Below are 24,849 nucleotides of genomic sequence, written 5' to 3'. Positions count from 1 at the left end.
GGCCTCGCGCTCCCGCCCTGCCCGCTAGCGTTGCCCCATGACCACGCTCTCACCCGTGTCACCCGCCGAGCCCGCGCCGGCGCACCCGACGGGGGAGCAGTGGACCATCGGGCACGGCCCCTTCACGGCCACCGTCGTCGAGGTGGGCGGCGGCCTGCGGACCCTGACCCGCGACGGCGTCGACCTCGTCGCCGGCTATGGCGCCGACGAGGCCTGCGCGTCCGGCCGGGGGCAGCAGCTCATGCCCTGGCCCAACCGGATCCGCGACGGTCGCTACTCCTTCGGCGGCGCCGAGCACCAGCTGTCGGTGACCGAGGTGCCGCGCGGCAACGCCAGCCACGGCCTCGTCCGCTGGGCCCTGTGGGAGCTCGTCGACCTCGAGGACGACCGCGTGACGGTCGGCTACCGCCTGCACCCGCAGCCCGGCTGGGACCACTTCCTCGACCTGCGCACGACCTACCTGCTCGACGACTCGGGGCTCGTCGTGACGACCGCGGCCCGCAACGTCGGACCGTCCGCCGCGCCGTTCGGCTACGGCGCCCACCCCTACCTCGCCATCGGCGACACCCTGCTGCCCGACGTCGAGCTGCGCATCCCGGCCGCGACGTGGGTCGAGGTCGACGAGCGGCTGCTGCCGGCTGCGACGCATGCGGTCGACGGCGGCCCCTACGACTTCCGCAAGGCTCGTGCGGTCGGCGACGCGCGTCTCGACACGGCCTACACCGACGTCCTGCGCGACGACGACGGCATGTGGCGCTGCACCGTGTCGGCGGCCGACCGCACGACGACCCTGTGGGCCGACGCCTCCTTCCCGTGGCTGCAGGTCTTCACCGCCATCGCCGAGGACCGCAAGGGCGAGGTCGGCATCGCCGTCGAGCCGATGAGCTGCCCCGCCGACGCCTTCAACTCCGGTGACGCGCTCGTCGTGCTGGCGCCGGGCGAGGAGTGGTCGGGCACCTGGGGCATCAGCCCGGCCTGAGCCGCTGCTTGGTCCGTGAGCGCGCCGAGCCCGCGCCGCGCCGCGGCTCAGCGACCGAGCAGGACGTCCGAGGCCTGCTCGAGCGCCTGGCGTGCGTAACCCCGCCACATGCGCCCGACGACCGGCAGGACGCCCGCGGCATACGTGCTCGTCGGGTGCAGGGTCCAGCTCCACGTGATGAGCACCCCGGTGCCCTCGGGCGCGAAGGCCCAGCTCCCGTCGACGTGCGAGACGAGGGGCCGGAAGGCACCGGTGAAGTCGGTCAGGACGTAGTCGAAGCGCTCGGGCCGCACGACCTCGGTGAGTCGCTCGCGCATCGTGCCGCCGTCGGCGAGCACGAGCGTGCGCGTCTGTCCCACGGTGCCCCACGGGCCGGACTGCTCGCGCACGGAGCGGACCGGCGGCAACAGCCCGTAGCGCCGGGACATCAGCTCGGTGAGCGGGAGGGTCAGCAGGCGGTCGTACGCCGCCTCGACCTCGACGGGGACGGCGCGGGAGGCGTGCAGGTGCAGGGGCGAGGCCATGCCCCAGCGTAGGGCGACCGGCGCCCTGCGCCCTGCGCGGCGAGGAATCCGGCTTGCGCCGAGCCGTTAGGCTGGAGCAAGAGCGCAAGGAGCGCCATCGAGTCGTGCCGTGAGGCACCGACCGAGTACTGAACGAGGTGGACTGTGCCGACTGGCAAGGTCAGGTTCTACGACGCGGACAAGGGCTTCGGATTCATCTCCGAGGACTCCGGCGCGGACGTCTTCCTGCACGCGAACGCGCTCCCCGAGGGCGTCACGACCCTGAAGAAGGGCGTGCGCGTCGAGTTCGGCATCGTCGAGGGCCGCAAGGGCGCCCAGGCGCTGTCGGTGAAGCTGCTCGACCCGGTCCAGTCGGTCGCCGCCAACATGTCCGCCCGCGAGCGCAAGACCCCGGAGGAGCTCGTCGTCATCCTCGAGGACGTCGTGCAGCTGCTCGACGGCGTCGGTGAGGGCTACCGCGCCGGACGCCGCCCCGACCGCAAGCTCGCCTCCAACGTCGCACGCGCCCTGCGCGGCCTCGCGGACGAGCTGGAGAAGTGAGCCGATGACCGTCACCACCGCCCCCAGGACCGACGCCGTGCTGGCGGCCGCGTCCGACCTCGCCCGCAGGGTCCTCGAGGAGGTCGCCGAGCCCGGCACCGTCGGGGCGCACCTCGGCATGGACCTGCTCGAGGAGCGCCTCGGCATGCACTGGTTCGAGTGCACCTCGCCGGGCTACCGCGGCTGGCGGTGGGGCGTCAGCGTCGCCCGCGTGCCGCGCGCCAAGGTGGCCACGGTCTGCGAGACCAACCTGCTCCCGGGCGCCGAGGCCGTGCTGGCTCCCGAGTGGCTTCCGTATGCCGACCGGCTGGCTCCCGGCGACCTCGGCGCCGGTGACGTGCTGCCCTTCCGCCCCGACGACCCCAACCTCGAGGCCGGCTTCGAGGCCACGGGCGAGGAGGACGTCGACCAGATGGCGTTCTTCGAGCTCGGTCTCGGCCGTCCGCGCGTGCTGTCGGCCGAGGGCCGCGAGAACGCCGCGAGCCGGTGGTACTCCGGCGACAACGGCCCGACGTCCGAGGTCGCCGCCAAGGCCACCGAGCACTGCACGACCTGCGGCTACTTCCTGCCGATGGCTGGTGCGCTGCGCGTGACGTTCGGCGTCTGCGCCAACGAGTGGAGCCCCTCCGACGGCCGCGTCGTCACCCTCGACCACGGCTGCGGTGCCCATTCCGAGACCGACATGGACCACCCCGAGCCGCTGTCGGTCGGCGAGCCGATCGTCGACGAGTTCGCCGTCGACCTCGAGCCCGCCGAGCGCTCAGCCGAGTCCGCGACCTCGACCGCGACCTCGACCGCGACCTCGACCGCGACCTCGACCGCGACCTCGACCGCGACCTCAACCGCGGCCGCGCCCGAGGCCGACGAGGCCCAGGACGAGGCCGAGGACGAGCGCGTGTCTGCGAACGAGCCCGAGAGCGAGGCCCGGGACGAGTCCGAGAGCGAGCCGGAGCACGCGGCCGCGGCCCCGACGGAGGTCCCGACCGAGGAGCAGCACGGCTCGGACGACCCCGTCACCGACTGACCCGCGCCCGACCACGCGACGAACCACCCGGCATACCCGGGTGGTTCGTGCGTTGAGGGGAGGGGCCGCTCAGGCGGCGTCGTGGGCGTTGCCCCGCCCACGGCGGACGTAGGTCCACCCGATGCCGCCCAGGACCAGACCGGCCACGCACGTCCACGGCCACCAGTCCCGGTCGCCCTGGTGCAGGGCCGGCACGACGAGGGTGACGACGAGCGCGAGCAGCCACGCGCCCAGGCCGACCTCGATGATCCGCAGCATCGGCACGTGCAGCGGCGCGATCTCGGGGGTCGTCGGGTCCTGGGAGCCCGAGGCCACGTCGGGGCTGGTCTCGTCGGTCACGCAGACAGCCTAGGGTCTCGTCACGCGCCCGAAACGCGCCGCCACTAAGGTGTGCGCCATGTCGACGGATACGCGCACCACTCCCACACCGACCCGGTCTGGGCTCGACGGCTTCTTCAAGATCACCGAGCGCGGGTCCACCGTCGCCCGTGAGGTCCGAGGCGGCATCGTCACCTTCTTCACGATGGTCTACATCGTGGTCCTCAACCCCATCATCCTCTCGGGCGTCGTCGACGGCTCGGGCTCCATGATCGGCGGCACCAACGACCTGGTGCGGAGCAAGCTGCTCGTCGCGGTCGGAACGGCCGTCGTCGCGGGCGTCATGTCGATCCTCATGGGGCTCGTCGCGAACTTCCCGATCGCGCTCGCCGCGGGCCTGGGCATCAACGGGCTCATCACCGGCATGGTGCTGACCCACGCGAGCGAGAAGATCACCTTCGCCGACCTCATGGGACTCGTGGTCATCGAGGGCGTCATCATCCTCGTGCTCGTGCTGACCGGCTTCCGCAAGGCCGTCTTCAAGGCGATCCCCGGGCCCCTCAAGGTCGCGATCTCGGTCGGCATCGGCCTGTTCATCGCCTACATCGGCGTCATCGACGCCGGCTTCGCGCGGCGTCCCACGACCCCCGGCTCGGTCCCGAGCGAGCTCGGCATCGGCGGCAGCCTCGACGGGTGGCCGACCCTCGTCTTCGTCGTCGGCGTCTTCCTCATCGCGATCCTGCTCATCCGCAAGGTCAAGGGCGCGATCCTCATCGGCATCGTCGCGGCGACCGCGCTGGCGATGGTGCTCGAGGCGATCTTCCACATCGGGCCGCGCGTCTTCGACAAGACGGGCGCCCTGACCAACCCGTCGGCGTGGGCCCTCACGGTGCCCAAGCTGCCCGACACGATCACCAACACGCCCGACCTGGGCATCCTCGGCCAGTTCAGCCTGCTCGGCTCGTTCGGCAAGATCGGCGTCGTCACCTCGATCATGTTCGTCTTCTCGCTGCTGCTCGCCGACTTCTTCGACACGATGGGCACCGTCGTCGCGATCGGCACCGAGGCCAAGCTCCTCGACGAGGACGGCAACCCGCCCCACACCGACCGCATCCTCGTCGTCGACTCGGTGGCGGCCATCGCCGGTGGCGCCGGTGGCGTCAGCAGCAACACGTCGTTCATCGAGTCGGCGTCCGGTGTCGAGGAGGGCGCGCGCACGGGCCTCGCCTCCGTCGTGACGGGTGTGCTCTTCCTGCTCGCGACGTTCCTCGCGCCGCTCTTCGCGGTCGTGCCGTCCGAGGCCGCGGCCCCGGCGCTCGTCATCGTCGGCTTCCTGATGATGACCCAGGTCAAGAACATCGAGTGGGACGACATGGAGATCGCCCTGCCGGCGTTCCTCACGATCGTGCTCATGCCCTTCACCTACAACATCACCGTCGGCATCGGCGCGGGCTTCATCGCGTGGGTCCTCATCAAGATCGCGCGCGGTCGCCAGCGGGAGATCCACCCGCTGCTGTGGATCGTCGCCGCCTTCTTCGTCATCTACTTCGTCAAGGCACCGCTGCAGTCGCTGTTCACCTGAGCGACCCTCTCCCGCAGGACGACTGCGGGCGTCACGTCGCCCGACCACGTATGCCGTGAAGGCCCCCTCCCGCTCGGGAGGGGGCCTTCACGCATGGGGCCGTGTCGCAGGCGAGGACCGGTCTGTCCAAGGTCCGGGAATGATTAGCCGAGGTAATGAGTTAGGCTAAGCATCTCCCGACTGTACTTCCGAGGATCCGCCCTTGACTGCCAAGAACCCCATCGCCGCGCTCTCCCGCGCCGAGCTCGTCTCCCTCTCCAACGACATCCGACTGGCCTGCATGCGCATCTCGCGGCGGGTCCGTTTCGAGTCCGACCGTGAGCTGCCGCCGCACCAGTTCTCGGTGCTGTGCCGGCTCGAGGCCACGGCCCGCACCAACAGCGAGCTGGCCGACATCGAGCGCGTCTCCGCCCCGAGCATGAAGCGCACGACCAACATGCTCGTCGAGCGCGGCTACGTCTCCCGCGCCGACGACCCCACCGACGGCCGGCAGGTCATCCTGGCGCTGACGGCCGAGGGCCGACGGGCGCTGAAGCGCATCCGCAAGCACCGCGACGAGTGGATGCTCTCGCGGTTCGAGCAGCTGACCGACGACGAGCGCGAGCTGCTCCAGCGCGCCGCCGCCGTGCTCGCCAAGGTGGCCAGCGAATGAGCCCCACCTTCCACTCGCTGTCCATCCCCAACTACCGAATCTACGCCTCGGGCGCGATCGTCTCCAACGTCGGCACCTGGATGGGGCGCGTCGCCCAGGACTGGCTCGTGCTCACCGTCCTGACCGACCACTCGTCCACGGCGCTCGGCATCGTCACGGGACTGCAGTTCCTGCCCTTCCTCATCCTCGCGCCGTTCGCCGGGATGCTCGTCGACCGCTTCCCCAAGCGCCGCATCCTCTTCCTCACCCAGACCGCGCTGCTCGTGACGGCCCTGCTGCTCGCGGTGCTCACCGCCGCCGGGGTCGTCGAGCTCTGGCACGTCTACGCCCTCGCGTTCCTGCAGGGTGTCGCGACGGCCGTCGACAACCCGGCCCGCCAGACCTTCGTCTCGGAGATGGTCGACACCGAGCACCTGCCCAACGCCGTGGCGCTCAACAGCGCCTCGTTCAACCTGGGCCGCCTGGTCGGCCCGGCCGTCGCCGGCCTCGTCATCGCCTGGTTCGGCATCGCGCCCGCGCTCTACGTCAACGCGGCCACGTTCCTCTTCGTCCTCGTGGCGCTGCTGCGGATGAACACCAACCTGCTCACCCCCTCGCCACGCGCCCGCGGCAAGGGCCAGATCCGTGAGGGCCTGCGCTACGTCAGGGGCCGACCGGACCTCGTGCTCATCATGGCCCTCGTCTTCGTGCTCGGGACGTTCGGCATGAACTTCCAGCTCACGATGGCGCTCATGGCGACCAAGGTCTTCGACAAGGGCCCGGGGGAGTACGGCCTGCTCGGCTCGATCATGGCCGTCGGCTCCCTCACCGCCGCCCTGCTCTCTGCCCGTCGGGCACGGCCGCGCATGCGGGTGCTGCTCGTCGCGCTCGCCGGGTTCACCGTGTCGACGGCGCTGCTGTCGACCGCGCCGAACTACGTCATGTTCGCCGTCTACCTCGTGCCGACCGGGCTGGCCGCCCTGACCGCGCTGACCACGGCCAACGCCATGGTCCAGGTCAGCGTCGACCCCGTCATGCGCGGCCGGGTCATGGCGCTCTACATGGCCATCTTCATGGGCGGCACCCCGGTCGGGGCGCCGGTCATCGGCTGGATCGGTGACGTGTGGGGTCCCCGCTGGACCATCGCCATCGGCACCATCGCCGTGGGCCTCAGCCTCGTGGCAGTGGCCCTCTGGGTGTCGCGTCGGCAGAATGTCGCGGTGACCATTCAGACGCAGCGGCGCCCGCGCCTTCGCATCCAGCTCGCCTCGCAGGTGCCGACGGCCCCCGAGGTCACGAAGTGAACTTCAGGTTCCGCCACCGGATCACGGTCGCGGCCCTGCTGCTCTTCATCGTGATCGCCGTCGTCGCGGCCCTCGTCAACCGCTAGGTCGTTCTCGGCGACAGCCGGGTCGCCCTCGTCGAACGTGGGGTCGCGCCCTCGGTCGGTGCGCTGGTCCGCCCCCGTCGACCGCTGGGTCGACGAGGGCGGGACCAAGTCGGGGCCGCTGCCGGCCCTGGCCGCGTCGAGCCGCGCCGCTCGGTCAGCCGAGCAGTCCGCCGGTGGGGCAGGTGACGACCTTGTCGACGAGGACGCAGACGACCTGGCCCTTGAGCGGGTCGAGCACGCGCACCAGGTCCTTCGGGTCGCCCGTCAGCAGCGGCAGGTGCGGCAGCGCGAGCAGGCGCACGATCTCGGGCGGCAGCGTCGGCACGGGCACCTTCGTCACCGACGGCAGGGGCACGGTGACCGACGGCAGCGGCAGGCCCGGCACCGAGGGCAGCGGCAGCGGCAGACCGGACGAGCCCTTCGTCGGCTTCGGCGCCGGGTTGGCAGGCCCGGACGGCTTGGGCGACGAGGAGGGCTTCGCCGTCCCGGACGCAGAGGATGACGGCTTCGCCGAGGAGCTCGGTGTGGGGCGTGCGCTCGGCGAAGCCGTCGACTGGGGTGCCGGCGAGCCGGCATACGCGAAGCCCGACCCGTCGGGGGTGCCCGTGCCGGTCCCGGCAGCGGGGCGTGCGGCGGGCAGCGCGCTCATCGGGACCACGGTCACGCCGCGGCGGTAGGCGTCGGCGATCGACAGGACCGTGCGGACGTAGGCGTCGGAGTGGTTGTAGCGCAGCACGGCCTGGTAGGCGGCGCCGGGCTGGCGCAGGTCGGTGCCGCCGGAGCACAGCAGCACGCCGGCCCCGGTCACGGCGTCGGTCAGGCTCTGCGGGTTGGCGACGCCGTCGCCGTCGCCGTCGCGGCCGGCGATCTTCCACGAGCTGGGGATGAACTGCATCGGACCGACGGCGCGGTCGAAGACGGGGTCGTGGTCGAGGGTGCCGCCGTCGGTGTCGCTGATGCGCGCGGTGCCGTGCGAGCCGTCGAGCGGGATGCCGATGATGCCAGGGCGGGCGATGCCCTTCGCGTCGAGCACGTTGCCGCCGAAGCGGGCGTGGTTGCTCTCGACGCGACCGATCGCGCCGAGCAGGGCCCAGTCGATGCCACAGCCGGGCTTGTTGCCGTCGAGGACACCGGCGGCGCGCTGGTAGGCGGCCACGGCCGCTGCCGGTATGCCGTTCGCGTCCAGCCGGACCGGGGCGAGGGAGTCGATCGCCGAGATCGCACCCCGGGCCTCGGACGGGACGTCGACGCTGGCGTAGTCGCCGGTGAACGTCTGGTAGATCGGGGGCAGCTGCATCGGCGCGGGCGCGGGGCCGGCCTGCGGGTAGAGCGGGCTGCCGCCCGTGATGGCCTGGTCGGGCACGGTGATCGCGGCCGTCGGCGTGACGGTGTCGGTGCCGCGCGTCGCGGCGAAAGCGATGCCGGCGGTGGCCAGGGCGATGACCGGCACGGCTGCAGCGATCCGGCGCGTGGTGGCGCCTGCACGGACGATGCGGACCATGGTGACTCCTCGGATGCGTCAGCCGCCTTCATTGGCGGTCTGTCGGTTCAACGAGCCACCTACCCGAAGGTCACGCCCGTGTGACCCCTCGGTCGTGCGAGAGGGCCAGCACCCGGCATACGGGAGCTGGCCCTCTTCTCGACGGCGCCCGGTGGGGGCGGCGCGGCTCAGCCCAGCGCGGCGACGACGTGGTCGATGGCCTGCGTCAGCTTCGTGACGTCCTCGGGGTCGACGGCGGGGAACATCGCCACGCGCAGCTGGTTGCGGCCGAGCTTGCGGTAGGGCTCGACGTCGACGACGCCGTTGGCGCGCAGCGTGCTCGCGACCGCCGCGGCGTCGATCGAGTCGTCGAGGTCGATCGTGCCGACGACGAGCGACCGGGCGGCCGGGTCGGACACGTAGGGGGTGGTCCAGCTCGTCCGCTCCGCCCAGTCGTACAGGCGGCTCGAGGAGTCGCCGGTGCGCGCGGTGGCCCAGTCGAGGCCGCCGTTGCCGTTCATCCAGCGGAGCTGGGCGTTGAGCAGGGCGAGCGTGCTGAGCGACGGGGTGTTGTAGGTCTGGTTCTTCAGGGAGTTCTCGATCGCCGTCGGCAGGCTGAAGAAGTCGGGCACCCAGCGACCCGTCGCCGCGACCTGCTCGACGCGCTCGAGCGCTGCGGGGGAGAAGGCCGCCAGCCACAGGCCGCCGTCGGAGGCGAAGCACTTCTGCGGTGCGAAGTAGTAGACGTCGGTCTGCGTGATGTCGACGGGGAGGCCGCCGGCGCCCGAGGTGGCGTCGACGAGCACGAGGGCGTCGTCGTCGGCGCCCTCGACCCGCGTGACCGGGGCCATGACGCCCGTGGAGGTCTCGTTGTGCGGCCAGGCATAGGCGTCGACGCCGGCCTCGGCGCGCGGGCTCGCGAGCGTGCCCGGCTCGGCCCGGATGACGGTGGGGTCGCCGAGGAACGGCGCGGCCTGCGTGACGCCGGCGAACTTGCTCGAGAACTCACCGAAGGCGAGGTGCTGGGAGCGCTCGCGCACGAGGCCGAAGGCGGCGATGTCCCAGAAGGCCGTCGAGCCGCCGTTGCCGAGGATGATCTCGTAGCCCTCGGGGAGGGAGAAGAGGTCGCGCAGCCCCGCGCGGACCTCGCCGACGAGGTTCTTGACCGGTGCCTGGCGGTGCGACGTGCCGAGCACGGTGCGCCCGAGTGAGGCGAGGTAGTCCAGCTGCTCGGGCCGGACCTTCGAGGGCCCGGAGCCGAACCGACCGTCGGCGGGCAGGAGCTCGGCCGGGATGGTGATGGGCGGGGTCACGGCTGGTGCTTCGGGCACGGTTTCCACCTCGCGGGTGCGGGCCACGCGACGAGGCCGTGGCGGACGTGTTGACGACGGATGACGCCGTCGTCACCGCCGCCATTCAACCCCAGGTGCCCACCCCTTGGACACCGGTGCTCGATGCGCGGACGCGTCGGGTCACCGCGGAGATCGGACACCGGGCGCCTGCGGTGCCTCGGGCGCCTCGGGCGCCACTTCGACGGGGCCCGCCGACCCACCGGGTGGGTCGAGGTACCGGGAGACCGCCATGACCGCCTCGGTGCGGCTGGCGACCTGGAGGCGCTCGAAGACGTGCTCGAGGTGCTTGCGGACGGTCGCCTCGGACACCCCGAGCCGGTGGCCGACCTGCTGGTTCGTCGCGCCGGCGGCGACCTCTCGCAGGATCTCCCACTGCCGGGGCGTCAGCTCGGGTCGCCGACCGTCCTCGTCGGGGCCGTGCGCGTGGTCGCCGAGGTCGTGGGCCGGGTCGTCGGGGGAGCCGGAGTCACGCAGGGCCTGCACGAGGCGCTGCACGTCCCGCGGGTGCGTGGAGGGCTCATTCATGACCTCGTCCCGTTCGGCGGCTGGACGGTTTCCCAACCCTCCACGGTACTCGTGCCCCGCGCGCCAGGTCCCCGGTTCGCCGTACGCGGAAGCGCGTATTCCGCGTGCTGCCGCGGGTGCGCAGGCTGGAGAGGGCAGCGAGGTCCGACGGGACCTCAGCCCGCGAGGGGGATCGAATCATGTTCAGGAGCACGAGAGTCCGGCTGGGAGCCGCCGTCACGACGTTGGTGGTCGCGGCGTTCACCGTCGTCGTCAGCGCGTCCGGCGCGCACGCCATCAGGCCACGCGGTGAGCGGGGCGGCTCGGTCGCCGCGCCGGTGGCAGGGCCGCCGCTGCCGCCCGCGCAGGACTCGCTGGACTGGATGGTCGTCGTGGTCCTGCTCGTCGTCGCGGTCGCGGTGGCTCTCGCCGGCCTGGCGGACTCGTCGGCGTGGCGGCACGCCCACCAGCACCGCCACGCCTGACGCGGCGACGGTCAGTGCGAGATGTCCGGCGTCCAGCCGGCGACGTCCTCGGGCTTGCGAGGACCCTCGCCGATGTAGCGGGACGACGGACGGATGAGCCGCCCGGTCTCCTTCTGCTCGAGGATGTGCGCCGACCAGCCCGCGGTGCGCGCACACGTGAACATCGGCGTGAACATCGACGGCGGCACCTGCGCGAAGTCGAGGATGACGGCGGCCCAGAACTCGACGTTGGTCGCGAGCACGCGGTCGGGACGGCGGGCGTGGAGCTCCTCCAGCGCGGCCTTCTCGAGGGCCGCGGCGGCCTCGTAGCGCGGCGCGCCGAGGCGCTCGCAGGCCGAGCGGAGCACGCGGGCGCGGGGGTCCTCGGCGCGGTAGACGCGGTGGCCGAAGCCCATGAGGCGCTCGCCCTTGTCGAGCACCCCCTTGACGTAGGCCGTCGCGTCGCCCTGCTGCTCGACGCCGTCGAGCATGTGGAGCACACGGGAGGGCGCGCCGCCGTGGAGCGGTCCGGACATCGCGCCGACGGCCCCTGAGAGGGCTGCCGCGACGTCGGCGCCGGTCGACGTGATGACGCGTGCCGTGAAGGTCGAGGCGTTCATGCCGTGCTCGGCGGCGGAGACCCAGTAGGCGTCGACGGCCTCGACGTGCTTGGGGTCGGGCTCGCCGCGCCAGCGGATCATGAAGCGCTCGGTGATGGTGCGGGCCTTGTCGACCTCGCTCTGCGGGACCATCGGCTTGTCGAGGCCGCGGGCGGACTGCCCGACGAACGACAGCGCCATGACGGCGGCGCGCGCGAGGTTGTCGCGCACCTCGGCGGCGTCGATGTCGAGCGTCGGCTTGAAACCCCACACCGGCGCGAGCATGGCGAGGGCGGACTGGACGTCGACGCGTACGTCCCCGGTGTGCACGGGCAGCGGGTAGGGCTCGGCGGGCGGGAGGCCGGGGTCGAACTCGTTGTCGACGAGCAGGCCCCAGACGTGGGCGAAGTCGACGTGCCCGACGAGGTCGTTGATGTCGACGCCGCGATAGCGCAGCGCCCCGCCCTCCTTGTCCGGCTCTGCGATGGTCGACTCGAAGGCGATGACGCCCTCGAGGCCGGGCTTGAAGTCAGGGTCGGGCGTGCTGTCTGCCATGTCGATCCTTGCTGTGCAGGCGGTACCACCGCGGTGTGGAGGCCGGCAGCCGTCGACGGGTGAGCGTCGGTCGCGACTGCCAGACTCACCGTATGCCGTCAGCCGCCGACCAGACCGTCTTTCGTGACGCCGTGTTCACCACCCGAGACCAGCATCACGACGCCGTCCGCTTCGAGGGCACCGACTTCACGGGCGCCCACGCGGAGGGCCACTCCTTCCTCGAGTGCTCGCTGCTGGGCGCCACCCTGGACGAGGCGCACCTCGAGGGCTCGCGGTGGTCGGAGTGCGAGTGGGAGCGCGTCGGCGGCGTCGGGCTGTCCCTGGCCGAGGCGACCCTCGTCGAGACGACGGTCGAGGGCTGTCGTCTCGCGGCCGTGTCGGCGTGGGGCTCGACCTGGCGGGACGTCACGGTGCGCGGCGGCAAGGTCGACTTCCTCAACCTGCGCGGGGCGCGCCTCAAGGACGTCGCGTTCGTCGACTGCGTCGTCGTCGAGCTGGACCTGCAGGAGGCCACGGTCGACGGGCTGAGCTTCGAGGGCTGCACGCTGGTCTCGCCGACCTTCGGCCGGGGGACGTATGCCGCGTTGGACCTCTCGGGGGCGACGCTGCGCTCGCCGGTCGGGCTGGCCGGGCTCAAGGGCGCGACGCTGAGCCGGACGCAGGTCATCGACCTCGCCGACGCCCTTGCCGCCGAGCTCGGGATCCTCGTCGCCGACTGACCGCAGGCACGGCGCAACACACCGAGCAGCTGCCAGGTACGGCGGCTGCAACCGCAGAGGTTCGCGACTGCCCGGTGTGTTGCGGGGGATGGTCAGTTGATCTGGTTGGGCTTGGCGCGGCGGAGCGCCGCCGTGGCAGCGTCCTTGGCGCGGTCGGTGGCCTTGACCTTGTCGTCGGGCCGGATCCGCTTGGTCAGGTCGGCGCGCTCGACGAGGGTCGGGAGCAGCATGTCGGTGTGCGGGTGCACGCCGACCGCCTCGTCGCCGCTGAAGACGACCCAGTGGGCGACGTCGCCCTTGTAGACCTTGAGGATGCTGCCGTCGGCGAGCGACCGCGCGTGGGCCATCGCCTGGCGGCGGGCGCGCTCGCTCGAGATCGCCTTGTTGGCGGCCTCCTTGGCGGGCTCGCGCAGCGCCTGGGTGGCCACCCAGATCTGGGGGCCGTACTTGATGCCGAGCTTGACGGTCTGGGTGACGAGCTTGCCCTTGCCTGCCATGGTCGTGACTCCTCACAGCGCCCCGGACTCGCCGGGGCTGTCGCCGGGACCGCGCGCGCCGTGGCCTGACGCTCGCGCGGACCTTCTCGGCTCAACCCTAGTCTGGGCTCATGGACAGCTCTTCTCGTGACTCCGGCACCGCTGGCCTGGCCTCGGTGCGACGTGTCGACTACTCCGGCGACGGGCTCGTGGAGTCCGACGTCGCGGCCTCGCCCTACCTGCAGGCCCGGGACTGGGTCGACCAGGCCGTGGCCGCGGCGGAGGAGCGCGACGACGTGCCCGAGCCCACCGCCCTCTCGGTCGCCACCGTCGACGGCAGCGGCACGCCGGACGTGCGCACCGTCCTCATGCGCTTCCTCGACGAGCGCGGACCCGGCTTCGTCACCAACCTCGGCTCGGCCAAGAGCGAGCACCTGCAGGCAAACCCGCGCGCCGCGGCAGCGCTGACGTGGCCGTCGCTCTATCGCGCCATCCGCTTCCGCGGCACGGCCGAGCTCGTCGGACGGGACGAGGTCGAGGCCTACTTCGACTCGCGCCCCTACGGCTCGAGGCTCTCGGCGTGGGCGTCGGACCAGTCGCGTCCGGCCGCCGACCGGCACGAGCTCGAGCGCAAGTGGCAGGAGGTCCTCGAGCGCTTCCCCGACACCGGCGGCGACCACGACGTGCCGGTGCCGGACTTCTGGGGCGGGTGGCGCATCGTCTGCGACGAGGTCGAGTTCTGGGCCGGCCGGCGCAACCGGCTGCACGACCGCATCGTCTTCCGCCGCAGCGGCGAGGGCGACCTCGGCGACGCCGCCTCGTGGACGAGGCTGCGCCTGCAGCCCTGACCCCACCGACCCCCACTGCCCCACCGGCCCCCCTACTGACCGCACCGAACGCAGCGTTCGGTGGCGAACTCACTGTTCTGACAGTGAGTTCGACATCGAACGCTGCGTTCGGTCGAGGAAGCGGGGAGGGACAGGGCGGACATGGGAACAGGGCAGCCCGACGAGTCGGACTGCCCTGCTTCATCCATGGGTGTGGATGGGGACGCGGCTATCGCGTGGCCACCTCACACGCTCCGGAAGAAGAAATCACTTCTCGGATCACCTCCCTTCGGTTTCGGTGTCTCGACGGTACGTCGGGCGCGCGGAGGCGGCAAGACCTTTATCGGGCGTTTCAGGGCCGCCCCGGTCAGTGGCCCAGCTCGGGGTCGGGCGCCACGGCCGCGGTGATGTCGGGGCGCAGGCCGATCGGGTAGGACCCTCCACTCACCGTCGGCAGTGGAGGCGGCGGAGCGAGCGACCACGACGGCGCGGACGGTGACGGCACGGTCCCCGCCCCGGGGGACTCGTCGCCGCTCCCGCTCGCGGGGGACGACGCGGACACCCGTCCCGCACCGACGATCATCGCCAGCAGCACCGGGAGCTCGACGTATGCCGTGTAGCTGGAGAGGGCGGCATACACCGTCGTGCCGCGGGCGAAGTCGAGCCCGAAGAGCACGGCGAAGAGCGCGGCGACCACGAAGCCGACGGCCCACAGCCGCGGACCGGTGACCCAGGGGACGCGCGCCTCGAACGCCGCCGAGGCGTCGGGGGCGATGCGCGGCATGAGAGCCACCCACACGACGTAGTGCATCGTCTGGAGGAAGGCGAGGACCGTGAGCAGCCGCAGGCCGACGACGGTCGCCGCGGTCCCGGGCAGCGCGGCTGAGGTGAGCACGGTGTGACCGTCGCCGACGACGCTGCGCACCATCCCCGGGTCGGCGGTGAGTGACCCGTCGAGCAGCCCGGAGAGCACGACCGCGGGCACGGCGACGACCCAGAGCAGCTGCACGGCCCGGAAGGCCCGGCGACCGCGGACCGAGGTGATCCGCCGCGACCACTCCCACAGGAAGAAGAGCGGCACGACGTGGTGCAGGTGGGCGAGCACGACGACGTGGTAGCCCGGGAAGGCCATCGAGACCGCGGCGGCGACCCCGATGAGCGTCCAGGCCGCGACCCGTCGACGTCCCTCGAGCACGTGGTGCGCCGCGGCCAGCAGGACGGCGTAGCCGAGCGCGATCTCCGCGAGCTCCGCCGGCCGGCCGATGGTGCCGACCAGGAGGCGGCAGATGACGATGCCGGTGATGAGCGCGACGAGCAGGTCGAGGAACGGACGGCCGAGCACCGATGAGAACCGACCGAGCACGTAGCGGACCTCGAGCAGGTTGTGCAGGACCCCGAAGAGGATGACGCCGATGACGGTCGTCGCGACCGGCGACCTCAGGGCGAGCGCGAGCGCCGCGGCCGCGGCCCCGGCCACGCAGAGCGTCAGGGCGCGCGAGCGCGACACCGCGTTCACCCCGCTCGACGCCTCTGGTCCGGTCACGCGCCAATGCTTTCGTCGGTCGGACGACCCGGCCACCTGAGTAACCCGATCGTTAGGGTCCTGTGGCGTGACCGAGACTCGGCAGGACGGCGTGGACGGGCGGGGCGGCAGCCTGCGCGCGATCGCGCTGTCCGCCTACGGGCCGACGTTGCTCGGCTCGACGGGCGCGGGCGCCGTGTCGCCGATCGTGGCCGTGTCGGCCCGCGAGCTCGGGGCGTCGGTGGGGGTCGCGGCCCTGCTCGTCGCGATGATGGGGGTCGGCCAGCTGCTCGGCGACCTGCCGTCGGGGGCGCTCGCGGCCCGCATCGGTGAGCGGCGCGCCCTGCTCGTGGCGGCCGTCGTCGAGGCCGTCGGCATGCTCGTCTCGGCGCTCGCGGGCGGCCTCGTCATGCTCTTCGTCGGCGTCCTGGTCATCGGACTCGCCGGCTCCCTCTTCGGGCTGGCCCGTCAGGCGTACCTCACCGAGGCCGTGCCGGTCGCGATGCGGGCGCGGGCGCTGTCGACCCTGGGCGGGGTCCACCGGATCGGCTACTTCATCGGCCCGTTCATCGGCTCGCTCGTCATCGCGTCATGGGGCACGGAGTCCGCGTATGCCGTGGGCGGCGTCGCGAGCGTCGCGGCGTTCGTCCTCGTCCTCCTCGCACCCGACATCACCGGGTCGGGGCACCGCGTGGCGGGTGCCGGGCCGCCGCGCAGCGTCGCGTCCGTGCTGCTGCAGCACCGGCACGTGCTGCTGACGCTGGGCACCGGCGCGATGTGCGTGGCCGGGGCGCGTGCCATCCGCGAGGCGCTCGTTCCGCTGTGGGCGGAGTCGGTGGGCTTCTCGCCGGCGCAGACCTCGCTCGTCTTCGGCGTGGCCGGCGCCATCGACATGCTGCTCTTCTACCCCTCGGGGTGGCTGATGGACCGCTACGGCCGGGTGGCGGCCGCCGTCCCGAGCATGCTCGTGCTCGGCCTCGGGATGGCGCTGATGCCGCTCGCGACGAGCCTCGTCGCGGTGACGGCCGCGGCGACGGTGCTCGGGGTCGGCAACGGTCTCGGCGCGGGCCTCATCATGACCCTCGGTGCGGACGCGTCGCCCGCGGACGGACGGTCGCAGTTCCTCGGCGGCTGGCGTCTCTGCGCCGACCTGGGAAGGGCGGCGGGGCCGCTGGCGTTGTCAGGGCTGAGCGCCATCATGTCCCTCGGCGCCTCCGCCGTCGTGCTCGGCGTGGGCGCCGTCGTCGGGGCCGGCTGGCTGCGCATCTGGGTGCCCCGGCACGACCCGACCCGGGTCGGCGACCGTGGCCCGGCGACGAGCGGTCCCTGAGCGCTCTCCGACTCTGAGAAGGTATGACCGTGACGGACCTGATCGACACCACCGAGATGTACCTGCGCACCATCTTCGAGCTCGAGGAGGAGGGCATCGTCCCCCTGCGCGCGCGCATCGCGGAGCGTCTCGGTCACTCCGGCCCCACGGTGTCGCAGACGGTGGCCCGCATGGAGCGCGACGGTCTCGTCGCCGTCTCGGGCGACCGCCACCTCGAGCTGTCCGACCACGGCCGGCTGCTCGCCACCCGCGTCATGCGCAAGCACCGGCTCGCGGAGCGCCTGCTCGTCGACGTCATCGGTCTCGAGTGGGAGTACGCCCACGACGAGGCGTGCCGCTGGGAGCACGTGATGTCCGAGAAGGTCGAGCGCAAGATCCTCGGCCTCATCGGCGAGGGCCTCGAGTCGCCCTACGGCAACCCCATCCCCGGCCTCGACGAGCTCGGGGTGCGCCAGGACGCCGACTTCCTCACCGGCCTCAGCACCCTGACGGCCGCAGTCGGCGACGCCCCGGCGGTCGTGACGATCCGGCGGATCGGCGAGCCGGTGCAGGTCGACCCCGAGGCCCTGGCCCTGCTGACGAGCGCCGGTGTCGTCCCCGGAGCGCGGGTCGAGGTCGTGCGTGACGGGGGCCGTGTCGTCGCCGTCCGCGAGGGGTCCGAGCCCTCCACCGGCGTCTCGCTGCCGGACGACGTGGCCGTCCACGTCTTCTGCCAGGCCGCCTGAACACTCGGTATTCGTCAGGGTCTGCCCCGGTTCGCGGGGCCGTCTTGTCATGCTTCGACAGGGTTCGTGACGCCCTCGGAAAATTCTCTTGATTCCGGGAACTCGGAGGTGACAAGGCAGGTCGACTTGGGTACGGTTGGCGAACTTGCTCTCCCCGTCGAGTGAGTGCCCCGGGTCGAACCGCCTAGTCCTGCCATCGACCTGAGGCTCAGCACGAACCGCATGGCAGGAGCGGGGGAACCACTCTCTCCGGACGTCGTGAGACGTCCTCGGGGTGAAGCCCTCCGTGGACCGAACTCGGTCCGAGCGAAGGCCGGGCAGTACCTCCAGCCCGAACCCGACAGCTCACCTCGTAGGCGTCGAGAGGTCAACCTGTGGCTCAGAACGTTTCCGGGCGCCACCGCGCCCCCGGTCGATTCAACGCGATCGCCGAGCTCAAGACGATCGCCAAGGAGTCTGCTCAGCCCGCCGTGAAGGGTGCCGCGATCGTGGCTGCCTCGGGTGGCCTCGTCGCCTCGTTCGCCGGCACGGCGAACGCTGCCGACGGTTCGAGCAGCGCCGTCGCCGCCCCCGCTGCCGTCGGCCCCGCCGTCGGCACGCTCAAGGCCGGCAACGCCCTCTCCGCCATCGGCTTCGCTGCCCCGACGCTCAAGCAGTCGGCCAAGCCGGTCGTCATCGAGGACATCACGGTCAAGACGGCCCGCGCCGAGAAGGCCGCGGCCGACAAGGCTGCTGCCGCCCAGGCCGCCGCTGACCGCCAGGCCGCCTCGCAGCGCGCCTCGCGCTCCACCTCGGCCACCCGCGTCGCCCTCAACGTCGCGCCGGCGCCGAGCGCCAGCGGCATCGTCGGCATCGCGCAGTCCTTCTTCGGCGTCCCGTACGTCTACGGCGGCTCGTCGCCGTCGGGCTTCGACTGCTCCGGCTTCACCTCCTACGTCTACCGCCAGGCCGGGATCTCGATCCCGCGCACGGCGTCGGCGCAGCAGTCCGCGGCCACGAGCGTCAGCAACCCGAGCCCCGGAGACCTCGTCTTCTTCGGCACGCCGGCCTACCACGTGGGCATCTACGTCAGCCCCGGCCGGATGATCGACGCCCAGCGCCCCGGCACGACGGTCGGCAACCACTCGATCTGGACGACCCCGTCGGGCTACGGCCGCTTCTGAGCCTCGCTCACACGCACGTCAGGCTGCGCCCCCACCGGTTCCGGTGGGGGCGCAGCGCTCTTCCCGGTGACCGGTTCGTCCGTGGTTGACTGAACCGATGACCGACCAGACTGCCGCCGAGTCCACGACCCTCATCGAGCTCGACCTCTGGAGCGACCTGGTCTGCCCCTACTCGTGGGTCGCCAAGCGGCGCGTCGAGGCCGCCGTCGCCGCGTTCGAGCGTCCGCACGACGTCACGGTGCGCCTGCGGTCCTTCCAGCTGGACCCGGACGTCCCGGTCGGTGGCGCGGTGCCCGTCAGCGAGCACCTGTCGATCAGGCACGGCGGAGACGCTGGCGCCGGACGCCTGATGAACGCCAGGGCCAGCGAGGTCGCCGAGGCCGACGACCTCGTCTTCGACTGGGACCGCGCCGTGCGCGCCAACACCTTCGACGCCCACCGGCTGTGTGCCCTGGCCGGCGAGATGGGCGGTCCCGCGCTGAGGTCGGCCGCCGTCGAGCGCTTCCACTCCGCCCACTTCGGTGAGGGCCTGGCCATCGACGACCACGAGGTGCTGCAGCGGCTCAGCGCCGAGTGCGGCCTCGACGAGCGCCGCGTGTCCGCGGTCCTGGCATCCGACGCCTACGCCGACCAGGTGCGCGCCGACGAGGCGCAGGCCCGGTCGATGGGCGTCACCTCGACGCCGTTCGTCCTCGCCAACGGGTATGCCGCCGTGTCGGGTGCGCGGCCCGTCGAGGACTACCTCGCCCTCCTGCGCGGCGTCGCCACGCAGACCGTCTGACCCGGGGCCTGTAGCGCCTCACGCGTCAAGGGCCCCGAGCGCGAGTGGGCGGACGACAGGGAAGTCGCGGACGGCATACGAGCCTCGGTCAGGAGGGCAGCTCCGCGGCGGTGCGGCCGTAGGAGACCGCGGTGTCGACGGCTCCCGGCGCGTCATCGCGCAGCTGGCGGTCCGGTGCCGGCCCGAGCGCGTCGTTGACGGTGGAGAACGCGCGACGCAGCGCGACGAACACCGTGACCGCGAAGATCTGGCGGTCGTCGAAACCGACAGCCCGGAGCGGCTCGAGGTCGGCAGGGGTGGTCGCGTTGGGGTCGGCGGCGACGGCCCGCGCCCACCGGGCGAGGGCCAGGTCGGCCGCCTCGAGCGGCTCGTCGTCACCGCGCAGAACGGCGTCGGCCACGTGGTCACCGGCCGCCGTCGCGAGGCGCGCGCCCCAGGCCAGCGAGCAGTAGGCGTCGCCCACGGTCGAGGCCGTCGCCGAGATGAGGATGCCGCGCTGCCGGAAGGTCAGGCCCGCCAGCTGCGCCATGTCGGCGAGCAGCCCGAAGAGGGCGACCTTGGCGGCCGGAGCCTGCGCCCACACCCGGGTGAGGTTCATGACGTAGCCGTGGTCGGCGACGTCGGCGTCGAAGAGGGCCTGGATCTCGGGCGAGATCGGGGGCTCCTCGAGGAAGCCGTGGCTCGGGTTCGTGGGCTCCATGGTGACTCCCTCGGATGTCGGACCGCCTCATTTATGGTCGCACGAAGGCTCCACGCGCACCGAGGGATCCGAGGCGGGGAGCGTCGCCAGCGAGATGGTCAAAAGGGGCGAAACGCTCATGGTGCGGGGCGGAGGTCACAGTTGTGGGCATGTCGCGGCGGGATTCGCCCCTGGGGCCTGCCTCTCGGGGAAGGATGTCCGAAGGTGCGTGCTGGTCGCGCGAGACGGGTCGGGGGACCCGGCGCCGGTGACGCACCTGGGCAGCGAGGTCGAGCAGCCGACGAGGTCGGCAGACCGGGGTGGGTGAGAGTGGGGCGGTCGGACGACGAGCGCGACGCCGGGCACGAGGGCGCCGTGGAGCTGTCGGGTGCCCCGAGCGACGGTGCCGTGGACGGTGTCGTCGAGCCTGCGCCGGAGGCGGTCGAGTCCGTCCCCGAGGTGACCGAGGCGCTCGAGGCGGTCGAGGCGGTCGAGGCGGGGGAGCGGCAGGCGGTCTGGGCCGCGTGGCGGTCGCTGAGCGACGAGTCGCGCTCCCTGCTGTGGCGGCTCGTCATCCACGAGGAGAAGCCGCGCCAGATCGCGCCGGCGCTCGGCACCACCTCGAGCGGCGTGGCGACCCAGGGCCGGCAGGCCCGTATGCGGTTCCGCCTGGCGCTGCTGTCCGAGCTCGTCGCCCACGCCACCGATCCGGACTGCCGCGAGGCGCGGCGGCAGCTCGGTGGTTACGTGCGCGACTCGCTCCCGCACGGCGCCCGCCAGAGCGTCGAGGACCATCTCGACGGCTGCGCCGCCTGCCGAGCCGGCGTGGCCGATGTCGTCGACGTCGATGCCGCGATCCGGCTGCGCGTCGCGCCGGCCTTGTTGCCCGGCGCGTTCGCGCCGCCCGACGTACGTGACGACATCGGTGAGGGTGCCGACGTGGGCGTCCGCCAGGTGGTGCAGGAGGCCTCGGCGCCGCTCGCCGTCGGTGTCGCCTCGGTGCCGGGTGCAGGCGAGGACGGTGCATCGCCGGGAGCCGCCGTCGGCGACCCGGACGCGGCGCCGGGGTGGGACACGGCCGAGCGGGTGCTGTCGGTGCCCGGGCGGTGGGTCGCCCTGGTGCTGGCGGCTGCGGCGCTCGTCGCCGCGGTCGCCCTCTACGTCTTCCAGCTCGGGCCGACGCTCCCCGCCACCGCGAACGGGCCCGCGGGCGGTGGGACGTCGACCAGGTCTGCTGACGAGACGGAGTCGACCTACCCCAGCGAGGGCACCACCGCGGCCGTCGCGCCGAGGCCGGTCATCGGGGTCGCGACGGCTGAGAGCGTCCTGCGCTACCAGTCCGGTGGTGGCTCGGCAGTTGCCACAGGGCCGGGAAGCCTGGTGCGACAAGCCCGCTCGACGACGAGTGCGGGTGGCGCGTCCGGTCGGGCCGCCGGCTCGACGACGGTGCCGACATCGCCCTCGACCCCGTCGCCGCCGACCACACCGGGGCCCTCGACGACCCGGCCTGGCCCGGTCGGCGCGGTCACGAGCCGGCGCCTGGCCCCCAGCGACCGCGGCTACCTCGCCCATCTCCAGGTGCCCGCCGGCTGGCTCATCACGTCGGTGCAGGACGTCCGCGGTGGCCGCCCGCGGGAACGGCTGAGCTCTCCGACGGCCGTGTACGACGGTCGGCTCCTCGGAGGTGACCTCGTCATCGAGGTGACGCGGGTCAGCCCCGACGTGACCGGCGTGCTGACGGCGCTCTTCACCGACCGGTCCGGGGCCACGCTCCCGGGCTCGGGGGACTACCCGCTGCGTTGACCGGTGTCGTCAGCCGCACCCGTCGACGGGTGCGCCGGGGCTGACGGGTCGCGGCCGGTCGTCGTCGAGTCGGTGTGCGTCGTCGCGTCCGTATGCGTGGACGTCGTGGGCGCGGGTGTGGGCGTCGGTGTCTGGGATGGAGCGGGCGCCGACGGAGCGGGGTCGCCCGGGTGCGGGAGGACGGCATACGTCATCGGGTCCTCGGAGAGCTCGGGGGCGCTCTCGTCGACGGGGACCACCTGGCTCAGCCGGGTCAGCTCGACCACGACCCGGATCGGCGAGGCGTCCGGCACGACGAGGCGGAGGTCCTGGCGTCGGTCGCGCAGGCGCTGGGAGAGGCGGAAGAGGGCGGCGATCGCGGCGCTGTCGACGTAGGTGGTGCCGGTGAGGTCGAGGACCACGAGCGTGACGTCGTCGGGGACGGCGTGGGCCAGGGCGTCGATGATGGCGTGGGCGTTGGAGAGGTCGAGCTCGCCCGTGACCGCGGCGAGCTCGGTGGTGCCGGTGCGGGTCGTGTGGACGCGGGCGAGGTCGCTCACGCGCGCTCCTCGAGACGGACCCGTCGTCGGAGGCGGATCACGGTGCCGCCTGGGGCGTGCTCGACCGCGACGTCGTCCATGAGGGCGCCCATGAGCTGCAGGCCCCACCCGCCTCCGCGCTCGGCGGCCGGGCGCCAGTGCCCGCGGTCACGGACGCGCACCTCGAGGCGGTCGCCGTCGAGCCGGGCCTCGAGGACGAGCTCGCCGCTCACGGTGTCCTCGCTGTAGGCGTGCTGGACGACGTTGGCGCAGGCCTCACCGCAGGCCACGAGGACCTCGTTGGTGTCGTCCTCGGAGACGCCGGACTCACGCAGCCAACGGCGCAGGGCGCTGCGGACCTGGACGAGGTTGCGGGCCTCCGCCGGCAGCCGGACGTCGAGCTCCCCGTCGACCGACGGAGCCGGGCGCATCGCGAGGATGGCCACGTCGTCCTCGATGTGCTGCTCGTCGAGGAAGGTCTCGAGCAGCCGGTCGCAGAGGGCCTCGAGGCCGTCGTCCGGTGTGGCTGCCGAAGCCTCGTGCGCGAGGCGGTCGAGCCCGTCGGTGAGGGAGACGCCGCGGCGCTCGATGAGCCCGTCGGTGTAGAGCAGCAGCGTGGCCCCGGGGGCCAGGTCCGCGCTGGCCTCGGTGAACGAACCGTCGGCGGTGACCCCGACGGGGGGCGACAGCGCGCCGCTGAGGAACGTTCCGGCGCCGTCCAGGACCACGAGGGCGGGAGGGTGGCCGGCGTTGCTCCAGCGCAGCCGCCGGGTGGCGGGGTCGAAGACGAGGTAGGTGAGCGTCACCATCTCGGGGACCGGGAGCTGGGAGACGAGCTGGTGCACGCCGCGCATGACCGAGGGCGGCGACGGGTCCTGCAGGGCGTAGGCGCGTAGCGCCATGCGCACCTGCACCATCGTCGCGGCGGCGTGCAGGCCGTGGCCGGCGACGTCGCCGATCGCGAGGCCGAGCAGTCCGCCGGGGAGCTGGACGACGTCGTACCAGTCGCCCCCGACCTGCACGTCGGCCGTCGCGGGGACGTAGCGCGCGGCGAGCGCCATCGCGGGCACGTCGGGCAGGCGGTCGGGCAGGAGGCTGCGCTGGAGCGTCTCGGCGATCTGGTGCTCGCGCTGGGCCCGGGCCTCCTCGTGGCTCAGCAGCTCCTGCGCCTCGGCCCGCTCCTGGATCTCCTGGACGAGCCGGGTGTTGGCGGCCGACAGCTGCGCCGTGCGGCGCTCGACGCGACGCTCGAGCTCCGAGGTGGCGGCGCCGAGCTCGGCCGCGGTCTGCATGCGCTCGCTGACGAGCGCCGCCAGGAAGAACGACGTGAGGGCGACGCACGCGTTGAAGGACTGCAGCGTCACCATCTGCTCGAGCAGCGTCATCCCGCGGAAGGGCCCGATCATCTGGGCGGCCGACCACGTCGCGAGGACCGCGGCGATGAGGGCGGCGGGCGCGGCGCCTCGCAGCTGCAGCCGCCAGGCCGCCCAGCCGAGGACCGGCAGGGCGAGGAAGAGGACGGGCAGCTGGGTCAGCGAGGCGGCCGCGATCACCGCCGTCGCGGCGACGAGCACCATGGTCGCCTCGAGCCACTGGCGCAGGGGCCAGCGGCGCTGCTCCCAGAAGAGGGGGAGGCACAGGAGGAACGGGGCGACGGTCAGCACCCCCATGGCGTCGCCGGTCCACCACACGGCCCAGGCCGCGGGCAGCTGCGCCGACGTGATCGAGCCGGAGGCGAGGAGGGTGACCGCGCCGACGGTGGCGCTGACGAGCATGCTCGCCAGCGCGCCGAGGAAGACGATCGCCATGGCGTCGCGCTGCCGGTCGAGCTCGCGCCGGAAGCCGACCCGTTGCAGGAGGGTGACGGCCACGACGGGGGCGAGGGTGTTGCCGATCGCGGTGACTCCGGCGGCCAGCGGGGTGGCGCTGAGGGGGAGGTTGACGGCGAGGGCGGCGACGGCGATGGCCGGCCAGTAGGACCGGCCGACGACGACGAGCGCAGCGACCGCGACCCCGGTCGGCGGCCAGAGCGGCGTGACGTCGTTGCCAACGAGCGACAGCTTGAGGCCGAGGCGTGCACCGACGTAGTAGGCGACGGCGATGACGACGAGGCGGCCCAGTCTGCGAGCGATCGTGACGCGACCGGCGATGGTGGTTGGTGAGGAGGCTCTGTCGGGCCTGGGCGTTTCGCGGCCTTCGGGTGGTTCGGGCGCCGCGTGGGTGGTGCTGACGGGCAGGGCGGCACGGCCCGAGGTGTCCGCCGCCCCCACGCTGGCCGTCATCGTCGGGAGCAGCCCAGCCGCCCACGCCCCACCATGGCACCGACTCTAGGAGCACGGAGTGTGCCCTGACGAGCCTTTCGTC

Annotated in this window: 25 protein-coding genes and 1 riboswitch; of the genes, 14 read left to right on the top strand and 11 right to left on the bottom strand. The window is 72.7% G+C overall.

The genetic code is table 11. The annotated features are described in order from the left end of the window. Positions 1-37 precede the first annotated feature (37 nt). Entirely contained in the window at positions 38-979 is a 942-nt protein-coding gene (locus ABD297_RS04720; protein ID WP_344253461.1) for an aldose 1-epimerase family protein, read from the top strand. 47 nt (positions 980-1,026) lie between these two features. Here the strand turns inward: ABD297_RS04720 and ABD297_RS04715 are convergent, their stop codons facing one another. Next, entirely contained in the window at positions 1,027-1,503 is a 477-nt protein-coding gene (locus tag ABD297_RS04715; RefSeq protein ID WP_344253459.1) for an SRPBCC family protein, read from the bottom strand. A gap of 144 nt (positions 1,504-1,647) precedes the next feature. Between ABD297_RS04715 and ABD297_RS04710 the strand changes: the two genes are divergently transcribed. Then, positions 1,648-2,043 carry a cold-shock protein gene (locus ABD297_RS04710; protein WP_344253457.1) on the top strand — a complete coding sequence of 132 codons (396 nt, stop codon included), beginning with the start codon at positions 1,648-1,650 and terminating at the stop codon, positions 2,041-2,043. Between the two features lie 4 nt (positions 2,044-2,047). After that, positions 2,048-3,067 (top strand): DUF3027 domain-containing protein, encoded by a 1,020-nt coding sequence (locus tag ABD297_RS04705; RefSeq protein ID WP_344253456.1) that lies wholly within the window; start codon positions 2,048-2,050, stop codon positions 3,065-3,067. Between the two features lie 69 nt (positions 3,068-3,136). Here the strand turns inward: ABD297_RS04705 and ABD297_RS04700 are convergent, their stop codons facing one another. Further along, positions 3,137-3,406 carry a DUF2530 domain-containing protein gene (locus tag ABD297_RS04700; RefSeq protein WP_344253454.1) on the bottom strand — a complete coding sequence of 90 codons (270 nt, stop codon included), beginning with the start codon at positions 3,404-3,406 and terminating at the stop codon, positions 3,137-3,139. Between the two features lie 58 nt (positions 3,407-3,464). Between ABD297_RS04700 and ABD297_RS04695 the strand changes: the two genes are divergently transcribed. The 3 genes from ABD297_RS04695 (at position 3,465) to ABD297_RS04685 (ending at position 6,902) form a co-directional block, all read left to right on the top strand. Then, positions 3,465-4,967 (top strand): NCS2 family permease, encoded by a 1,503-nt coding sequence (locus ABD297_RS04695; protein ID WP_344253452.1) that lies wholly within the window; start codon positions 3,465-3,467, stop codon positions 4,965-4,967. A 202-nt stretch (positions 4,968-5,169) separates the two neighbouring features. Further along, positions 5,170-5,619, top strand: coding sequence for a MarR family winged helix-turn-helix transcriptional regulator (locus ABD297_RS04690; protein WP_344253450.1), 450 nt, complete (start codon positions 5,170-5,172; stop codon positions 5,617-5,619). Continuing rightward, positions 5,616-6,902, top strand: coding sequence for an MFS transporter (locus ABD297_RS04685; RefSeq protein WP_344253448.1), 1,287 nt, complete (start codon positions 5,616-5,618; stop codon positions 6,900-6,902). Before ABD297_RS04690 ends, ABD297_RS04685 begins: the two co-directional genes overlap by 4 nt. A 240-nt stretch (positions 6,903-7,142) precedes the next feature. Here ABD297_RS04685 and ABD297_RS04680 read toward each other — a convergent pair whose 3' ends face one another. The 3 genes from ABD297_RS04680 to ABD297_RS04670 form a co-directional block, all read right to left on the bottom strand. Then, positions 7,143-8,489: a lytic transglycosylase domain-containing protein gene (locus ABD297_RS04680; protein ID WP_344253446.1), complete on the bottom strand. Its 1,347-nt coding sequence runs from the start codon at positions 8,487-8,489 to the stop codon at positions 7,143-7,145. Positions 8,490-8,656: 167 nt separating this feature from the next. After that, positions 8,657-9,781 carry a phosphoserine transaminase gene (gene serC / locus ABD297_RS04675; protein WP_344253628.1) on the bottom strand — a complete coding sequence of 375 codons (1,125 nt, stop codon included), beginning with the start codon at positions 9,779-9,781 and terminating at the stop codon, positions 8,657-8,659. A 159-nt stretch (positions 9,782-9,940) separates the two neighbouring features. Next, positions 9,941-10,345, bottom strand: a complete 405-nt coding sequence (locus ABD297_RS04670; protein ID WP_344253444.1) for a response regulator transcription factor — start codon at positions 10,343-10,345, stop codon at positions 9,941-9,943. A gap of 179 nt (positions 10,346-10,524) precedes the next feature. On the opposite strand from ABD297_RS04670, the gene ABD297_RS04665 reads away from it, so the two are divergent. Beyond that, the gene (locus ABD297_RS04665; protein WP_344253442.1) at positions 10,525-10,809 is read left to right on the top strand and encodes a hypothetical protein; all 285 of its coding nucleotides are present in this window, start codon (positions 10,525-10,527) and stop codon (positions 10,807-10,809) included. An 11-nt stretch (positions 10,810-10,820) separates the two neighbouring features. On the opposite strand, the gene ABD297_RS04660 is transcribed toward ABD297_RS04665, so the two are convergent. After that, positions 10,821-11,942, bottom strand: coding sequence for a citrate synthase 2 (locus tag ABD297_RS04660; RefSeq protein WP_344253439.1), 1,122 nt, complete (start codon positions 11,940-11,942; stop codon positions 10,821-10,823). Positions 11,943-12,034: 92 nt separating this feature from the next. On the opposite strand from ABD297_RS04660, the gene ABD297_RS04655 reads away from it, so the two are divergent. Then, a complete protein-coding gene (locus tag ABD297_RS04655; RefSeq protein ID WP_344253437.1) occupies positions 12,035-12,661 on the top strand; it encodes a pentapeptide repeat-containing protein in 627 nt (208 codons plus the stop codon). Between the two features lie 92 nt (positions 12,662-12,753). Here ABD297_RS04655 and ABD297_RS04650 read toward each other — a convergent pair whose 3' ends face one another. Beyond that, positions 12,754-13,158, bottom strand: coding sequence for a hypothetical protein (locus ABD297_RS04650; protein WP_344253435.1), 405 nt, complete (start codon positions 13,156-13,158; stop codon positions 12,754-12,756). A 110-nt stretch (positions 13,159-13,268) separates the two neighbouring features. On the opposite strand from ABD297_RS04650, the gene pdxH reads away from it, so the two are divergent. Then, positions 13,269-13,985: a pyridoxamine 5'-phosphate oxidase gene (gene pdxH / locus ABD297_RS04645; protein WP_344253433.1), complete on the top strand. Its 717-nt coding sequence runs from the start codon at positions 13,269-13,271 to the stop codon at positions 13,983-13,985. 346 nt (positions 13,986-14,331) lie between these two features. Here pdxH and ABD297_RS04640 read toward each other — a convergent pair whose 3' ends face one another. After that, positions 14,332-15,507, bottom strand: coding sequence for a hypothetical protein (locus tag ABD297_RS04640; RefSeq protein ID WP_344253431.1), 1,176 nt, complete (start codon positions 15,505-15,507; stop codon positions 14,332-14,334). Between the two features lie 67 nt (positions 15,508-15,574). Here ABD297_RS04640 and ABD297_RS04635 point away from each other — a divergent pair, with 67 nt between their 5' ends. From ABD297_RS04635 to ABD297_RS04620, 4 genes are all read left to right on the top strand, one after another. After that, on the top strand, positions 15,575-16,816 hold the full coding sequence (locus tag ABD297_RS04635; protein WP_344253429.1) for an MFS transporter: 1,242 nt from the start codon (positions 15,575-15,577) through the stop codon (positions 16,814-16,816). Positions 16,817-16,845: 29 nt separating this feature from the next. Continuing rightward, positions 16,846-17,541 carry an iron-dependent transcriptional repressor DtxR gene (locus ABD297_RS04630; protein ID WP_147067588.1) on the top strand — a complete coding sequence of 232 codons (696 nt, stop codon included), beginning with the start codon at positions 16,846-16,848 and terminating at the stop codon, positions 17,539-17,541. Between the two features lie 206 nt (positions 17,542-17,747). Beyond that, a riboswitch (cyclic di-AMP (ydaO/yuaA leader) is annotated at positions 17,748-17,912 on the top strand. Positions 17,913-17,915: 3 nt separating this feature from the next. Next, positions 17,916-18,704: a C40 family peptidase gene (locus ABD297_RS04625; protein ID WP_344253426.1), complete on the top strand. Its 789-nt coding sequence runs from the start codon at positions 17,916-17,918 to the stop codon at positions 18,702-18,704. 97 nt (positions 18,705-18,801) lie between these two features. Continuing rightward, positions 18,802-19,485: a DsbA family oxidoreductase gene (locus ABD297_RS04620; RefSeq protein WP_344253423.1), complete on the top strand. Its 684-nt coding sequence runs from the start codon at positions 18,802-18,804 to the stop codon at positions 19,483-19,485. Positions 19,486-19,573: 88 nt separating this feature from the next. Here ABD297_RS04620 and ABD297_RS04615 read toward each other — a convergent pair whose 3' ends face one another. Continuing rightward, positions 19,574-20,185 carry a carboxymuconolactone decarboxylase family protein gene (locus tag ABD297_RS04615; RefSeq protein ID WP_344253421.1) on the bottom strand — a complete coding sequence of 204 codons (612 nt, stop codon included), beginning with the start codon at positions 20,183-20,185 and terminating at the stop codon, positions 19,574-19,576. Between the two features lie 303 nt (positions 20,186-20,488). Here ABD297_RS04615 and ABD297_RS04610 point away from each other — a divergent pair, with 303 nt between their 5' ends. Beyond that, positions 20,489-21,967, top strand: a complete 1,479-nt coding sequence (locus ABD297_RS04610) for a zf-HC2 domain-containing protein (RefSeq protein WP_344253419.1) — start codon at positions 20,489-20,491, stop codon at positions 21,965-21,967. Here ABD297_RS04610 and ABD297_RS04605 read toward each other — a convergent pair. Continuing rightward, positions 21,952-22,506, bottom strand: a complete 555-nt coding sequence (locus tag ABD297_RS04605) for an STAS domain-containing protein (RefSeq protein ID WP_344253417.1) — start codon at positions 22,504-22,506, stop codon at positions 21,952-21,954. The genes ABD297_RS04610 and ABD297_RS04605 overlap by 16 nt on opposite strands. Continuing rightward, a complete protein-coding gene (locus ABD297_RS04600; protein ID WP_344253414.1) occupies positions 22,503-24,767 on the bottom strand; it encodes a SpoIIE family protein phosphatase in 2,265 nt (754 codons plus the stop codon). Before ABD297_RS04600 ends, ABD297_RS04605 begins: the two co-directional genes overlap by 4 nt. Positions 24,768-24,849 lie beyond the last annotated feature (82 nt).

Origin of the sequence: Terrabacter carboxydivorans, from assembly GCF_039532035.1 — a bacterium.
Lineage (GTDB): Bacteria > Actinomycetota > Actinomycetes > Actinomycetales > Dermatophilaceae > Terrabacter > Terrabacter carboxydivorans.
The sequence above is the reverse complement of the archived record's forward strand: the minus strand, read 5'-3'. Positions and strand labels throughout refer to the sequence as shown.

Excerpts from the sequence above, each read along its gene's own strand:
- ABD297_RS04720 (WP_344253461.1), top strand. The coding sequence starts at position 38 with ATGACCACGCTCTCACCCGTGTCACCCGCCGAGCCCGCGCCGGCGCAC.
- ABD297_RS04715 (WP_344253459.1), bottom strand. The coding sequence starts at position 1,503 with ATGGCCTCGCCCCTGCACCTGCACGCCTCCCGCGCCGTCCCCGTCGAG.
- ABD297_RS04705 (WP_344253456.1), top strand. The coding sequence starts at position 2,048 with ATGACCGTCACCACCGCCCCCAGGACCGACGCCGTGCTGGCGGCCGCG.
- ABD297_RS04695 (WP_344253452.1), top strand. The coding sequence starts at position 3,465 with ATGTCGACGGATACGCGCACCACTCCCACACCGACCCGGTCTGGGCTC.
- ABD297_RS04685 (WP_344253448.1), top strand. The coding sequence starts at position 5,616 with ATGAGCCCCACCTTCCACTCGCTGTCCATCCCCAACTACCGAATCTAC.
- ABD297_RS04680 (WP_344253446.1), bottom strand. The coding sequence starts at position 8,489 with ATGGTCCGCATCGTCCGTGCAGGCGCCACCACGCGCCGGATCGCTGCA.
- ABD297_RS04670 (WP_344253444.1), bottom strand. The coding sequence starts at position 10,345 with ATGAATGAGCCCTCCACGCACCCGCGGGACGTGCAGCGCCTCGTGCAG.
- ABD297_RS04665 (WP_344253442.1), top strand. The coding sequence starts at position 10,525 with ATGTTCAGGAGCACGAGAGTCCGGCTGGGAGCCGCCGTCACGACGTTG.
- ABD297_RS04660 (WP_344253439.1), bottom strand. The coding sequence starts at position 11,942 with ATGGCAGACAGCACGCCCGACCCTGACTTCAAGCCCGGCCTCGAGGGC.
- ABD297_RS04655 (WP_344253437.1), top strand. The coding sequence starts at position 12,035 with ATGCCGTCAGCCGCCGACCAGACCGTCTTTCGTGACGCCGTGTTCACC.
- ABD297_RS04650 (WP_344253435.1), bottom strand. The coding sequence starts at position 13,158 with ATGGCAGGCAAGGGCAAGCTCGTCACCCAGACCGTCAAGCTCGGCATC.
- pdxH (WP_344253433.1), top strand. The coding sequence starts at position 13,269 with ATGGACAGCTCTTCTCGTGACTCCGGCACCGCTGGCCTGGCCTCGGTG.
- ABD297_RS04620 (WP_344253423.1), top strand. The coding sequence starts at position 18,802 with ATGACCGACCAGACTGCCGCCGAGTCCACGACCCTCATCGAGCTCGAC.
- ABD297_RS04615 (WP_344253421.1), bottom strand. The coding sequence starts at position 20,185 with ATGGAGCCCACGAACCCGAGCCACGGCTTCCTCGAGGAGCCCCCGATC.
- ABD297_RS04600 (WP_344253414.1), bottom strand. The coding sequence starts at position 24,767 with ATGACGGCCAGCGTGGGGGCGGCGGACACCTCGGGCCGTGCCGCCCTG.